This is a genomic window from Cobetia sp. (genome assembly GCF_983723665.1).
Map to the genome: position 1 here is coordinate 1 of NZ_CFDJES010000083.1, position 13,514 is coordinate 13,514.

At 62.8% G+C, this 13,514-nt stretch carries 13 protein-coding genes; 2 read left to right on the plus strand and 11 right to left on the minus strand.

Translation table 11 applies throughout. The features are described from left to right. Nucleotides 1-102 precede the first annotated feature (102 nt). From acpS to AC4FAH_RS09680, 9 genes are all read right to left on the minus strand, one after another. Nucleotides 103-480 carry a holo-ACP synthase gene (gene acpS / locus AC4FAH_RS09640; protein ID WP_153635280.1) on the minus strand — a complete coding sequence of 126 codons (378 nt, stop codon included), beginning with the start codon at nucleotides 478-480 and terminating at the stop codon, nucleotides 103-105. Beyond that, nucleotides 477-1,307: a pyridoxine 5'-phosphate synthase gene (pdxJ, locus tag AC4FAH_RS09645; protein ID WP_054554985.1), complete on the minus strand. Its 831-nt coding sequence runs from the start codon at nucleotides 1,305-1,307 to the stop codon at nucleotides 477-479. The genes acpS and pdxJ overlap by 4 nt, the downstream gene beginning before the upstream one ends. A 121-nt stretch (nucleotides 1,308-1,428) precedes the next feature. Beyond that, complete coding sequence (recO, locus tag AC4FAH_RS09650) at nucleotides 1,429-2,145, minus strand: DNA repair protein RecO (RefSeq protein ID WP_153635278.1); 717 nt, start codon at nucleotides 2,143-2,145, stop codon at nucleotides 1,429-1,431. A gap of 203 nt (nucleotides 2,146-2,348) precedes the next feature. Next, nucleotides 2,349-3,293 (minus strand): GTPase Era, encoded by a 945-nt coding sequence (gene era / locus AC4FAH_RS09655; protein WP_052384345.1) that lies wholly within the window; start codon nucleotides 3,291-3,293, stop codon nucleotides 2,349-2,351. Nucleotides 3,294-3,385: 92 nt separating this feature from the next. Continuing rightward, on the minus strand, nucleotides 3,386-4,078 hold the full coding sequence (rnc, locus tag AC4FAH_RS09660) for a ribonuclease III (protein ID WP_043331866.1): 693 nt from the start codon (nucleotides 4,076-4,078) through the stop codon (nucleotides 3,386-3,388). Nucleotides 4,079-4,418: 340 nt separating this feature from the next. Then, nucleotides 4,419-5,222 (minus strand): signal peptidase I, encoded by an 804-nt coding sequence (lepB, locus tag AC4FAH_RS09665; protein ID WP_286987261.1) that lies wholly within the window; start codon nucleotides 5,220-5,222, stop codon nucleotides 4,419-4,421. Nucleotides 5,223-5,277: 55 nt separating this feature from the next. Further along, on the minus strand, nucleotides 5,278-7,098 hold the full coding sequence (gene lepA / locus AC4FAH_RS09670; RefSeq protein ID WP_043331869.1) for a translation elongation factor 4: 1,821 nt from the start codon (nucleotides 7,096-7,098) through the stop codon (nucleotides 5,278-5,280). A gap of 321 nt (nucleotides 7,099-7,419) precedes the next feature. Further along, nucleotides 7,420-8,835 (minus strand): DegQ family serine endoprotease, encoded by a 1,416-nt coding sequence (locus tag AC4FAH_RS09675; RefSeq protein WP_153635277.1) that lies wholly within the window; start codon nucleotides 8,833-8,835, stop codon nucleotides 7,420-7,422. 316 nt (nucleotides 8,836-9,151) lie between these two features. Continuing rightward, a complete protein-coding gene (locus AC4FAH_RS09680) occupies nucleotides 9,152-9,622 on the minus strand; it encodes a SoxR reducing system RseC family protein (RefSeq protein ID WP_052384327.1) in 471 nt (156 codons plus the stop codon). A 127-nt stretch (nucleotides 9,623-9,749) separates the two neighbouring features. Here AC4FAH_RS09680 and AC4FAH_RS09685 point away from each other — a divergent pair, with 127 nt between their 5' ends. Beyond that, nucleotides 9,750-9,995 (plus strand): VF530 family protein, encoded by a 246-nt coding sequence (locus tag AC4FAH_RS09685; RefSeq protein ID WP_153635275.1) that lies wholly within the window; start codon nucleotides 9,750-9,752, stop codon nucleotides 9,993-9,995. Between the two features lie 186 nt (nucleotides 9,996-10,181). On the opposite strand, the gene AC4FAH_RS09690 is transcribed toward AC4FAH_RS09685, so the two are convergent. Together AC4FAH_RS09690 and rpoE are read right to left on the minus strand one after the other, a co-directional pair. Continuing rightward, nucleotides 10,182-10,919 carry a sigma-E factor negative regulatory protein gene (locus tag AC4FAH_RS09690; RefSeq protein WP_490245953.1) on the minus strand — a complete coding sequence of 246 codons (738 nt, stop codon included), beginning with the start codon at nucleotides 10,917-10,919 and terminating at the stop codon, nucleotides 10,182-10,184. Between the two features lie 367 nt (nucleotides 10,920-11,286). After that, entirely contained in the window at nucleotides 11,287-11,889 is a 603-nt protein-coding gene (gene rpoE / locus AC4FAH_RS09695; RefSeq protein ID WP_153635273.1) for an RNA polymerase sigma factor RpoE, read from the minus strand. A 533-nt stretch (nucleotides 11,890-12,422) separates the two neighbouring features. Here rpoE and AC4FAH_RS09700 point away from each other — a divergent pair. After that, nucleotides 12,423-13,511 (plus strand): 3-deoxy-7-phosphoheptulonate synthase, encoded by a 1,089-nt coding sequence (locus AC4FAH_RS09700; protein WP_043331875.1) that lies wholly within the window; start codon nucleotides 12,423-12,425, stop codon nucleotides 13,509-13,511. Nucleotides 13,512-13,514: the final 3 nt, after the last annotated feature.

Here is a 13,514-nt window from a genome sequence, read left to right on the forward strand (position 1 = left end):
CCTGCACAAACGACAACGCCACCCGCTGCCGCAAGGCAGGGGTGGCGTTGTCGTTTCGAGCGCCGTGTTCAGAGACGCGATCCAGCGCCAGATCGAAGGAGGCTAACGCTCCAGCACCACGAAGGCGATGGCCTGATCACGCTCATCACTGATCGACAGGTGCAGATGGCGGATTCCCGCCCGCGCGGTCAGGGTTTCCGCCTCATCAGACAGCTTGAGCGAGGGCTTGCCCAGGGCGTCGTTGACCACCTGAATCTGGGTGAAGCGCATGCCCTGACGCAGGCCGGTGCCCAGCGCCTTGACGAAGGCTTCCTTGGCCGCGAAACGCTTGGCCAGAAAAGCCGCCGGCTGAGGGTGATCGGCAAAGCGCGCCAGCTCCTCTTCCCCCAGCAGTCGGCGCGCAAAGCGCTCGCCGTGGCGCGCCATGCCTGCCTCGAAGCGCTCGATACGCGCGATGTCCGTGCCTATGCCGACGATCATCCGCAGCAGCCTGAGCCCTGCACATGCTCATGGTCATCACCATGTTCGTGGTCATGGTCATGATCGTGCGCATCCAGCGCGGCCATCAGGCCCGCTTCCTGGCCTGCGATGCACAGACGCTTCATCTCGATGACGGCCTCCTTCAGGCCGACGAACATGGCGCGCGCGATGATCGCGTGACCGATGTTCAGCTCGTTGAGCCCGGAGATACCCGCGATCGCCTCGACGTTGTGATAGTTGAGGCCGTGACCGGCATTGACCACCAGCCCCAGCTCGTTGGCCAGCTCCGCGGCGGCCGCGATACGCTCGAACTCGACACGCGCCGTCTCGCCCGTGGCATCGGCATAGGCGCCGGTATGCAGCTCGATGACCGGCGCACCGGCCTCGAAGGCGGCACGGATCTGCTCCGGCTCCGGGTCGATGAACAGCGAGACTTCACAGCCCGCCGCTGCCAGACGCTCGCAGGCGGCGGTGATGCGCGCCAGATCACCGGCGACATCCAGTCCGCCTTCAGTGGTCAGCTCTTCGCGCTTTTCCGGCACCAGACACACGTTGGCCGGCTGGACTTCCTCGGCCAGCGCCAGCATTTCTTCGCTGACGGCCATCTCGAGGTTCATGCGCGTGTTGAGCACCTCGGCCAGAATGCGCACGTCGCGCTCCTGGATGTGGCGACGGTCTTCACGCAGGTGCACGGTGATACCGTCGGCACCCGCCTCTTCCGCGACCAGCGCGGCCTGGACCGGGTCCGGATAGCGGGTACCACGCGCCTGACGCAGTGTGGCGATGTGGTCGATGTTGACCCCGAGCAGGATGCGCAGCGGATGCATGATCAGCTCCTAACGATGAACAAGAGAACAGGCATGGCGACGAGGGCCATGCCGAAGACAGGTCGCGCAATACTATCATGCGTCACGCCGCAGCCGGACAGTGTCGCCACGCCTGATGACGTCAGTCGGACTGACGACTCTGACGCCGCCTGGCCGTCAGCTGCATCATCAACTCGCGCGAACGCAGCGGACGGTCCCCCAGCAGCGGCGCCAGCGCACGTCGCGCCAGCCACAGGCTCTCGCGGGCAAGCCCTGCATGGCCCCAGTCTTCGCTGGCCAGCAACTTCAGGGCCCGCCCTTCGATGCCCGCCGCGCCTGGCGGCTGCGCCTGAAAGCGACGTTCACTGACCACATAGTCATAGCGCACGTCCGGCATCAAGGGGCTGTCATCCAGGCCGCGAAATTGCGGCAGTTGTTCCAGCGCTTCCAGCAGACTGTATTCCAGTCGTCTGAGCGCGGGGGCGCGTCTGGCGGGCAGTGCCACTTCATCCAATGTCAGCGAGTAGAGCGCGAACAGCTCCGGCACCGGCATTTCCACCGGCAGCGTGCGGGTCAAAAGCTCATTGGCGTAGAACCCGCACAACAGCCCCTCGCCCGCCAGCAGACTGGCGCTGCCGCCGGTCTCCATCAGGTTGAGAGTCTTGAGATCGCTCTCGCCACGCCAGGTGACATGCAAGGGCGTGAACGGCTGCAGTCGGGCACGCGCCTTGCTGCCCGGGCGCTGAACGCCACGCGCCACCGCGCGCACCCGTCCGTGTTCGAGGGTCAACAATTCGATGATGGCACTGGTTTCACGGTAAGGCTTGCGATGCAGCAGGAAGGCCGGTTGCGGCGTCATCAGGCAGGCTCACGTCAGACGGTGGCTTGGCAAAAAAAGCTGGCAGAAGGACTGGCAGAGGGGCTGGCAAGAAACGAGACCGCCTGGACAGGGCCAGGCGGTGCGCGGCAGAGACCGCGAGAACATCGAATCGGCGACGGGCGGCACACGGCAGTCACGCCCCTTTGGGATCGCCACCACCCTGCACCGCTCGCGCGACGTCGTCAGTCCTTGTCGTGGGTGTAACCCAGACTCTTCAGGGCACGCTCGTCATCCGACCAGCCACGCTTGACCTTGACCCACAGGTTCAGCATGACCTTGGCGTCGAAGGCGCGCTCCATCTCGAGACGCGCTTCACGGCCGATGTTCTTGATGCGCTCACCGTTCTCGCCGATCAGGATCTTCTTCTGACCCTGACGCTCGACCATCATCAGCGCGCTGATGTGCAGGGTGCCGCGCTGATCGGTCTTGAATTCCTCGATCTCGACGGTCATCTGGTAGGGCAGTTCATCGCCCAGCTGACGCATCACCTTCTCGCGCACCAGCTCGGAGGCCAGGAAGCGAGAGCTCTTGTTGGTGATCTGGTCGTCCGCGAACATGTGCTCGCCCTGTGGCAGACGCTTCATCACGTTCTCGAGCAGCAGATCGATGTTGGTGCCGTTCTTGGCCGACATCGGAATGATGGCCGCGAAGTCACGACGCTCCTGCAGGCTCTGCAGCCAGGGCGCGAGGGTGGTCTTGTCCTTGAGCCAATCGATCTTGTTGACCACCAGAATCACCGGCGCCTTCACGTGGGCCAGCTTCTCGAGCACGATCTGGTCTTCTTCCATCCAGCGGGTGCGGTCGACGATGAAGACGACGGCATCGACGTCACGCAGCGCCTGGGTGGCGGCCTGGTTCATGAAGCGGTTGATCGCCTTGTTGCGATCGCGCTGCATGATGTGGATCCCCGGGGTATCGACGAAGACGCACTGGGTGCCCTCTTCGGTGTGGATACCCATCACCTGGTGACGCGTGGTCTGCGGACGACGCGAGGTGATCGAGACCTTCTGGCCCAGGATGTGGTTCATCAGCGTCGACTTGCCGACATTCGGGCGACCGACGATGGCGACGAAGCCACAGCGGGTGTCCGGCAGCGGCTGATCGCTGACACCGGCGGCGGCCAGCATGCCCTCGAGGGCATCCGGCGTGCCGACGCCGTTATCAGTGGAGTGATCAGGGGCGTCGCCGCTCGGGGTGACGTTGTCTTCTGGGGTATGGCTCATGAGCGGCCTCCGCGGGCAGGTTCGAGCAGTTGCAGCGCGAACTCGGCCGCCTGCTGTTCAGCATGACGGCGGCTGGAGCCGACGCCTGTGGTCTTGGTGTCGATCATCTCGACGTGGCAATCGACGCTGAAGGTCTGCGAATGCGCTTCGCCTTCGACGCTGGTCACCTCATAACGCGGCAGTGCCGCCTGACGCGATTGCAGGAATTCCTGCAGACGCGTCTTGGGGTCTTTCTGGGTGTCCTGAAGATTCAGCGCTTCAAGACGGGTGGCGTACCAGCGCAGCACGTGTTCACGTGCCACCTGCATGCCGGCGTCCAGATAGATGGCGCCGATCACGGCTTCCACGGCATCGGCCAGAATGGACTCGCGACGGTGACCGCCGCTTTTCATCTCACCGGAGCCCAGACGCAGGTTCTCGCCGAGATTGAATTCACGCGCCAGCTCCGCGAGGGTCTGGCCCTTGACCAGACGCGCACGCAGGCGTGACAGCTGGCCTTCACGGGCCTGGGGGAAGCGCAGGAACAGCGCTTCGGCGATCACGAAGTTGACGATGGAATCGCCAAGGAATTCGAGACGCTCATTGTTCTGGCCACCATAGCTTCGATGGGTCAGAGCCAGTTCCAGCAGGCTCGCATCCTCGAAGGTGTGGCCGATACGCTTTACAAAGGCATTCAGCGGGCTACTCACAGGTCTCCCTACTCTCTTTTTGTCGCTGACGCCCGCGGGCGTCCTGTCGAATGGTGCATCAGTCATGCTGGCTGATGCCTGTCGTCTTCGACATGTCTCGCGATGCCCGAAGCCTACGCGGCTTGAGGAGTTGCCGATTGCCACCATCCCAATCCGATATTCGTCAGCCGCGCTGCCCGCAAGCTTGTGGCCACGGGTCCGACATGATGAACAGCAGGTTGACATGGCAGGCACGACGCATCGTCCCATGTCGAAAATCCGCACTGATAAGGCCGGCGGGCCAATGTGGCCCTGCCAGACACGACCGGGCCGCCTCTCGGCGGCCCGGTCAATGCACTGATCAATGAATCAGGCGTACCGAGGAAAAGACCGGGAACCCTTCTTTCCAGTGCATCCACACCGCCACCGCCTTGCCGACGATGTTCTCTTCCGGCACGAAGCCCCAGTAGCGGCTGTCGTTGGAGTGATCACGGTTGTCACCCATCACGAAGTACATGCCTTCCGGCACCCGGATCTCGCGCATCTGCGGGCCGGGGTCCTGAGGGTTATTGTAGATTTGATGGGCGTGTTTCCCCAGTGTCTCATCCAGCAGGTCTTCACCGGACTGTTCACTGGAGTTGCGCGCATTCAATGTCTTGTCGATGGCCTCACCATTCACGTAGAGCTGCTTGCCTTCGTAGCGAATGGTATCGCCCGGCAGGCCGACGACGCGCTTGATGAAGTTGGTGGACGGATCCTCCGGGAAACGGAACACCATCACATCGCCACGCTCCGGCTCGCCGACTTCCAGCACCTTGGTGTCGACCACCGGCAGGCGCAGGCCATAGTCATACTTGTTGACCAGGATGAAGTCGCCGATCTTGAGCGTCGGCAGCATCGAGCCGGACGGAATCTGGAACGGCTCGAACGCGAAGGAGCGCACCACCAGCACCAGCAGCAGTACCGGGAAGAAGGACTTGGCATAGTCCACCGGCCACGGGTCGCGCGCCAGCTTCTCACGCGTGCCAGCGTCCAGTTCTCCTTCGACGGAGGCCTCGGCCTTGGCCACACGCGCCTTGCGCGCACTGCGCAGGGCAACCAGGTCTATCAACCACACCACGCCGGCTACCGCTACGGCAATCACCAATACAAGCGAGAAATCCATCGTTGTCCCTGTCTGCCCTGGGTCTTGGTGGCAAGCCGCCAGACGGCGGCCTGCCTCAGTCGTTCATCTTGAGCACGGCAAGGAAGGCGTCCTGGGGAATTTCCACCCGGCCGACCTGCTTCATGCGCTTCTTGCCCGCTTTCTGCTTCTCGAGCAGCTTCTTCTTGCGGCTGACGTCGCCGCCGTAACATTTGGCGGTCACGTTCTTGCGCAGCGCCTTGACGGTGGAGCGTGCCACGACCTGGCCACCGACGGCAGCCTGGATCGCCACATCGAACATCTGACGCGGAATCAGCTCTTTCATCTTCTCGACCAGCAGACGGCCGCGGCCATGTGCATGATCACGGTGGATGATCGCCGCCAGTGCATCGACGCGGTCGCCGTTGATCAGCACGTCCAGACGCACCAGCTTGGCCGCCTCGAAGCGCTCGAAGCTGTAATCCAGCGACGCATAGCCCTTGGAGATGGACTTGAGGCGATCGAAGAAGTCCATCACCACTTCCGCCATCGGCAGTTCATAGATCAGCTGGATCTGGCTACCCAGGAACTGCATGTCGAGCTGAACGCCACGACGATTGACGCACTCGGTGATGACGTTGCCGACATATTCCTGCGGCACGAGGATGGTAGCGCGGCAGATCGGCTCACGCAGCTCATCGACGTTGGCCATGTCCGGAAGCTTGGACGGGTTGGACACCGGCAGCACATCGCCGTTGTCCATCAGCACCTCATAGATCACCGTCGGCGCGGTGGTCAGCAGATCGAGATTGTACTCGCGCTCCAGACGCTCCTGGATGATCTCCATGTGCAGGGTGCCGAGGAAGCCGACACGGAAACCGAAGCCCAGCGCGTCGGAGTTCTCCGGCTCGTAGTCCAGCGAGGCATCGTTGAGCGCCAGCTTCTGCAGCGCATCACGGAAGTCCTCGTAGTCATCGGAGCTGATCGGGAACATGCCGGCATAGACCTGCGGCTTGACCTTCTGAAAGCCCGGCAGACGCTCGACCTTGTCGGCGGTCTTGGTGTGCACGATGGTGTCACCCACCGGCGCGCCCATGATGTCCTTGATCCCGGCGACGATGAAGCCGACCTCACCGGCGCGCAGCACGCCGGTTTCCTTGCGCTTGGGCGTGAAGATACCGATCGCGCCGGTTTCCCAGTCGCGGCCGGTGGACTTCAGGCGGATCTTCTCGCCCTTCTTCAGGGTACCGTCGAAGATACGCACCAGCGAGACGACGCCGAGGTAGTTGTCGAACCAGGAATCGATGATCAGCGCCTGCAACGGTGCCTCCGGATCGCCCTTGGGCGGCGGAATGTCACGTACCAGACGCTCGAGCAGCGCTTCCATGCCCATGCCGGACTTGGCCGACACCTGACAGGCGTCCGTCGCGTCCAGACCGATGATCTCCTCGATCTCCTGGGAGACCTTCTCCGGGTCCGCCTGCGGCAGATCCATCTTGTTGAGGACCGGCAGCACCTCGAGGCCCTGCTCGATGGCGGTGTAGCAGTTGGCCACCGACTGGGCTTCGACACCCTGGCCGGCATCGACCACCAGCAGCGCCCCTTCACAGGCATACAGCGAGCGCGAGACTTCATAGGAGAAGTCGACGTGGCCCGGCGTATCGATGAAGTTCAGCTGATAGGTATTGCCATCGTCAGCGTGGTAGTCGAGGGTCACCGACTGCGCCTTGATGGTGATGCCGCGCTCACGCTCGATGTCCATCGAGTCAAGCACCTGCTCCTTGAGCTCACGGTCGCTCAAGCCTTCGCACAGCTGGATGATGCGGTCAGCCAGCGTGGACTTGCCGTGGTCAATGTGGGCGATGATTGAGAAGTTGCGGATATGCTTCAAGGACGGCGGCGTTACGCGTTCGGTCATGGATCACTGCTCTGTATTTGTGCCCGTCTCCGTGAAATCACACGGCCAACACGGGAGACGACGGAAATCGAATTGCACGCATTGTACAGTCCGACCACAAGCGATGATAGAAGGCGTTGCCTTTTGCGCCCCTCCGGCCCTGTCACAACCCGCCTGAACTCGGGTGAACCGCAGGGCCGCCCGGTAGCAGACGGGGCGCACAGTCGCCCGTGCGCCCCGTCTGCTACCGGAGTGACCGCCTTCGTGCCGGTGGCGGTCACCTTCTGTTGCCTGCGCGCTCGTCGCCCAAGTTCTTGACGCTTGCGTCAGGCGCTGGCGGGATCACTTGTCGCTGTCGGCACGCATGCGCAGTGCGATGTACAGCGGGCGACCATTGCGCACCAGGCGCAGCGAGACCGGACGGTTGGTCGGCAGCTTGGCGACCACATCGCGCAGCGCCTGCACGCTGGTCAACGGCTGCTGATTGAGTTCGACCAGCACATCGCCGGCGCTGATGCCTGCCTCGGCAGCCACGCCCTGCGGGTCGACTTCCATCACGCGCACCCCGTGATCGAGGTTGAGCTCGTTCAAGCTGGCCTTGTCGAGCTCTGCCACCGCAACGCCCAGCCCTTGCTTGTCGTCACTGGCCTTGGTGGCATGCGCCTGCTCACTGCCCGGCCAATGGCCAACCTTGGCAGTCAACGTCTGGCTCTTGCCATCGCGCAGGATGGAGAGCTTGAGCGAATCGCCCGGCGAGCTGGCGCCGACCATGCGCGGCAGGTACGCCGAGCTCTCGACCGCCTTGCCATCGACGGCGGTGATGATGTCGCCACTCTTGAGGCCAGCGGCGGCGGCAGGGCCGTCCGGATCAAGATCGGCGATCAGCGCACCGCGCGCACGGTCCAGCCCGAAGGATTCGGCCAGGTCCTTGGAGACCGGCTGAATGACGACGCCCAGCCAGCCGCGATCCACGCGCCCATCGGTCTTGAGCTTGTCGGCGACATCCATCGCCACATTGATCGGAATCGCGAAGCTCACGCCCATGAAGCCGCCGGAGCGGGTATAGATCTGGGAGTTGATGCCCACCACATCGCCATCGAGATCGAACAGCGGCCCACCGGAGTTGCCCGGATTGATCGCCACATCCGTCTGGATGAACGGCACATAGGCGTCCGACGGCAGGGTGCGATCGATGGCGCTGACGATACCGGCGGTGACGGAATGATCGAAGCCGAACGGTGAGCCGATCGCGGCCACCCATTCGCCGACTTCCAGCGCATCACTGTCGCCCATCGGCAAGGTCGGCAGGTCTTCCGACTTGACCTTGAGCAGCGCGATATCGGTCTTCTTGTCCTCACCGACCACCTGCGCCTTGAGTTCGCGACGGTCGTTGAGGCGCACCATCACCTCATCGGCACCGTCAATGACATGGGCATTGGTCATGATGTAGCCATCATCGGAGATGATGAAGCCAGACCCGAGACTGGAGCGCTTCTCGACGCCCCCGCGGCCCGGGCCAGGCAGCTGATCACCGAAGAAGCGCTTGAAGAATTCGGGCATCTCTTCGCCATTGGGCCCTCGGAACACCGGCCCCGAGCTGCGCTGGATCTCGGTGGTGGTCGCGATATTGACCACCGCGGGCGCCGAGTCCTTGACCAGCTGGGTGAAGTCGGGCAATTCACGAGCCTGAACCAGCTGGGAGCCCATCAGGGCAGCCATGGCCAAGGCAGGTACCATCAGGCGGGAAAGGGATTTCATCAGTGCGGCTCCTGGTACGTCCTGTCATCACTTGTTATCAGGCGTGCAATCACGCAACTACTGACGATGGCAGCGTCACATCGCTGGCGGCGTCCTTCTCATTGACGTCGAAGCGTCGTTGAAGTTCAGCGATTGGTGCCGCGCTGGACGCAACCATGCGTCGCCAACATCCGACAGGTGCCGATGCCAGCCCGATGCAGACTGACGACGCCACCTGCCGACTACGCAAGTCACTCCCCGATCTGCCGAGAGAGTCGACTACCGCTAACACTTGAGCACGTCATCACTTGAGCACGTCATCACTTGAGCACGACGACTACAGCGCCTTGATCGCCATCGCGTCCATGCCGAGACGACGCATCAAGCGCGGCCGGTAGAGTGCCTGCCGCTCAGGACGCGCGGCATGCCAGCGCACGGCCATCAGGCCCGCCGCCAACGAGAGCGCGAAGCCCAACGGCACCGCCAGGGTGCCAGCGCCCGCCAGCTGCTCGGCCACGATCCCCCCCAGCATGCCGCTGACCAGCGGCAGGCCATACAGCAGGCCCGCACTGCGCAGAAACGCCGACTCATCGATGCCGATCACCACCCGCTCGCCCACCATCGGCAAGTCTTCGCCTGCCGGCACATGGATCAGCACGCGATGCGGCTTGCGACGCGAAAACTGGCTCAACAGGCCGCTGCCACAGCTACTGCGCGCATTGCAGGCACCACAGGTGGAGCGACGCTGGGTCTCGACCCAGACGCCTTCCTTGCCATGCCCCGTGACCTGCCCCTCTTCCTGCATCATCCTGCTGACTCCTGCAAAAACTCGCCGCGCACTGGCGACACATACGCGTAGAATAGCGTCATTCACGGCGGCACTTCACGCGCCTCAGGCCCGATAAGCGCCCACGATACCATCAACAGGAGCCCGCATGAGCGACGCACCCCCATCCACTTCCCGCCTGGACCCGCTGCACGGCGTCACCCTCAAGGCACTGCTGACCTGGCTGGTGGACCACTACGGCTTCGAGACCCTGGGCGAGCTGATTCCCATCAACTGCTTCCTCAGCGACCCGAGCATCAACTCGAGCCTCAAGTTTCTGCGCCGCACGCCCTGGGCACGCGCCAAGGTCGAGACACTCTACATCCAGACGGCAGATCGCTATCTGCATGACTGAGGCCGAGCGTGGTCACACCGGCAAGTGACGACGCTGGCCGGGCGCGACCAGGTCATGTGGGCGCAACCAGGATATACAGACAAGAAAAGAGGGGCAGCCATTGGCTGCCCCTCTTTTCTTGTCCATCCATGCTGCTTTCATCTGCCTTGGCAGCGACGCCAGCGCAAGCCAGTCATCCAGCGAATATTACTGGGCAACATCCTGCAGGCTGATCCACTCACTGCGCTCCGGCACCGGGCCGCGCGAGGAATGCTGGCTCAGGTAGGCCTCGAGCAGACGCCGCTGGGCGAGATCCGCCGCGGCGACATTGCTGGACGACATGCCGGAATCGTAGCTGCTACTTTGCGGCGCCATGAACATCGGGCGTGAGCTGGAGGGCGTCACGCCGACCTGCATCAAGCCGCTGTTGGCACCGGGCTGTACCCACTGAGACGCCTCGGCATTCACTGACGGCTGGCTGACCTGACGCACGGTGCCGCCCTGGATGGCTGAACCGCCCTGGTTGACGGAAGAACCGCTGGCAAGCTCTGCACCGCTGTTCACGCCGCCGGGCACCCCATTGTCACCGCCATTGAAGACCTGCACGCCGGTGATCACCATCACCGCGACGCCTGCCGCGATGGCCGCGGAACCGGCAAAGGAGAACAGGCTGCGACGCTCGGCCACGGGCGGTGCACTCGCGGGAGCCTCGCGGGAGATCAGCTCGACCTCGGCGCTGACCGCCGACGCGATATCCAGAGTGAAGGTGCTTTCACGCTCACGATGCATGGCACTGCGCGCCAGGTGATAGCGGCGCCAGGTGTCTGCAGCCTCAGGAGACTCATCGAGCCCCTTGAGGACACGACGCAGATCCAGCTCGTCACCCTCCGCATCCATCAGCGCGGACAGCGACTCCTTCACGGATTCGGTGGTCTTCAGATTCATGCGTAAATACCCTCACACTCGTCAGATTGAACGACGACTTCAATCTGCACTCCTGGCAACAAATGGCGTCATTCACCATGGCGGCTGATGGCCCGAGCGGGCCAACGGCAAACAGCGTTACTGCGCCGTGGAAGAGGGGCTTTCGTGCCCTACCCCTCACCACTCAACTTTCCAGCGCTCATGCACGCAGTCGCTGAGCTACATGACTACTGAACAGTAAGAACACGCGCCGCACGGATTGTTCCGCCATTCGTTCAGAAAACATTCACTTTAGCTGCAAGATTTCGCCAAGCCACTGAGTTGATTGAATTTAACCAACAAAATTTTTGTGGCTCTTCTCTCACAGGGGCGACGCAGAACAGCGACGTCACTCGACGGCAGACACCGCCGAGGCGGGACTGACCAGCCCCTGGATCGCCTTGTCGACCGCTTCACGTGCACGGAAGATACGCGAACGCACCGTGCCCACCGGGCACTGCATCACCTCGGCGATATCCTCATAGGACAGGCCATCGAATTCGCGCAGCGTGATGGCGGTGCGCAGGTCTTCAGGCAGCTTCTCGATGGCCTCGAAGACGACCTTCTCCAGCTCATCGCGCGCCATGGCGGCTTCCGGCGTCTCGATGTCCGACAGGCGACCGGATTGATCGACCACCTCGGCATCGCCGATATCCATGTCGGTGCCCGGCGGACGACGGCCCCGCGAGACCAGATGATTCTTGGCCGTATTGATGGCGATCCGGTACATCCAGGTATAGAAGGCGCTCTCGGCCCGGAAGTTGGGCAACGCACGATAGGCCTTGATGAAGGCTTCCTGGGCGACATCCTGCACTTCTGAATGATCGTGTACGTAACGGCTGATCAGGCCGAGAATCTTGTGCTGATATTTCCTGACCAGCAGATCGAAGGCGCGGTTATCCCCTTTCTGGGCGCGCTCGACCAACTGCTGGTCCGTTTCATTGACACTCATTCACTCGCTCCCTCCGCGGGAGTGGAGGCACCGCTTGCGGACTCCACATCAGGAATCCCCGGGGCATCAGCACCTGACAGGAATTGCGACTCGCGCATGCGTTATCCGGCCCCTTTGATATTCGTTGTGATGGATGCGATGCCTGGCGCGGGGCGAAAAAGCGCCCGGCGGCCCGCTGACGCGACCAAAATCAACGCACAGTGTTCCTGTTTATCATTTGTACGGCAAGACGCCATGCCGTCAAAGCCTCAGGTTTTGCGTGTTCACTCCCGTCATGACAGCGTTTGGCGACGCTGACACGTCAAAGCGTAACGATTTCTTTACGATTTACGCTTATCTTGAGTCACACGAGCCTCAAGTCAGCGCCAGCCAGCTTGACAGTTGATTAAATTTGACCCAAGGGCGCTGACAAGCCGGCATGCAGCAGATACCATGGACATCATTCAGTACGCACAACACGGATGGCGGGCGCGAAGACGCCCGTCTGACTCTGCTAGCAGCCATGCAGACCGCACACCGCTCAGGACACTGTCATGTCAGAACAACACGTCAACAACCTCAACGTCCTGTCACAGGACGTGCTGATCACCCCCGAAGCGCTCAAGCAGGACATCCCGCTGACCGCCAAGGCCGAAGAGACCGTCATCGAAGGCCGTCGCACCATCCAGCGCATTCTGGACGGTGAAGACCCGCGCCTGCTGGTCGTGGTCGGCCCCTGCTCCATCCATGACCTGGACGCCGCCCGTGACTACGCGCGCCGCCTGAAGGTGCTGGCCGAGGAAGTGAAGGACAGCCTCTACATCGTGATGCGCGTCTACTTCGAGAAGCCGCGTACCACCGTCGGCTGGAAAGGCCTGATCAACGACCCGCACCTCAATGACACCTTCGAGATCGAGGAAGGCCTGCACATCGCGCGCGGCCTGCTGGTCGAACTGGCCGAGATGGGCCTGCCGCTGGCCACCGAAGCCCTCGACCCGATCTCCCCGCAGTACCTGCAGGACTGCATCAGCTGGTCCGCCATCGGCGCCCGTACCACCGAATCCCAGACCCACCGCGAGATGGCCTCTGGCCTGTCGTGCCCGGTCGGCTTCAAGAACGGCACCGACGGCTCGCTGGATGTCGCCGTCAATGCCCTGCAGTCCGTGTCTCACGGCCACAACTTCCTGGGCATCAACCAGGCCGGTCAGGTCGCGATCATCCGCACGCGTGGCAACGCCTACGGCCACGTCGTGCTGCGTGGCGGCAACGGCAAGCCGAACTACGACAGCGTCAGCGTCGCGCTGGCCGAGCAGGAACTGGCCAAGGCCGGCGTCACCGCCAACCTGATGGTCGACTGCTCCCACGCCAACTCCAACAAGGACCCGGGCCTGCAGCCGCTGGTGCTGGAGAACGTCACCCAGCAGATCCTCGAGGGCAATCGCTCCATCATGGGTCTGATGGTCGAGTCGCACATCAACTGGGGCGCGCAGAAGATCAATGCCGACCGCAGCAAGATGGAATACGGCGTCTCCATCACCGATGCCTGCATCGACTGGGCCACCACCGAAGACACCTTCAAGACCATGGACGCCAAGCTCAAGGACGCGCTGCGCGCCCGCCTCGAGCAGCCTGCCGAAGCCTGAGCC

Excerpts from the sequence above, each read along its gene's own strand:
- acpS (WP_153635280.1), bottom strand. The coding sequence starts at position 480 with ATGATCGTCGGCATAGGCACGGACATCGCGCGTATCGAGCGCTTCGAG.
- pdxJ (WP_054554985.1), bottom strand. The coding sequence starts at position 1,307 with ATGCATCCGCTGCGCATCCTGCTCGGGGTCAACATCGACCACATCGCC.
- recO (WP_153635278.1), bottom strand. The coding sequence starts at position 2,145 with ATGACGCCGCAACCGGCCTTCCTGCTGCATCGCAAGCCTTACCGTGAA.
- era (WP_052384345.1), bottom strand. The coding sequence starts at position 3,293 with ATGCTGGCCGCCGCCGGTGTCAGCGATCAGCCGCTGCCGGACACCCGC.
- lepB (WP_286987261.1), bottom strand. The coding sequence starts at position 5,222 with ATGGATTTCTCGCTTGTATTGGTGATTGCCGTAGCGGTAGCCGGCGTG.
- lepA (WP_043331869.1), bottom strand. The coding sequence starts at position 7,098 with ATGACCGAACGCGTAACGCCGCCGTCCTTGAAGCATATCCGCAACTTC.
- AC4FAH_RS09675 (WP_153635277.1), bottom strand. The coding sequence starts at position 8,835 with ATGAAATCCCTTTCCCGCCTGATGGTACCTGCCTTGGCCATGGCTGCC.
- AC4FAH_RS09680 (WP_052384327.1), bottom strand. The coding sequence starts at position 9,622 with ATGATGCAGGAAGAGGGGCAGGTCACGGGGCATGGCAAGGAAGGCGTC.
- AC4FAH_RS09685 (WP_153635275.1), top strand. The coding sequence starts at position 9,750 with ATGAGCGACGCACCCCCATCCACTTCCCGCCTGGACCCGCTGCACGGC.
- AC4FAH_RS09690 (WP_490245953.1), bottom strand. The coding sequence starts at position 10,919 with ATGAATCTGAAGACCACCGAATCCGTGAAGGAGTCGCTGTCCGCGCTG.
- rpoE (WP_153635273.1), bottom strand. The coding sequence starts at position 11,889 with ATGAGTGTCAATGAAACGGACCAGCAGTTGGTCGAGCGCGCCCAGAAA.
- AC4FAH_RS09700 (WP_043331875.1), top strand. The coding sequence starts at position 12,423 with ATGTCAGAACAACACGTCAACAACCTCAACGTCCTGTCACAGGACGTG.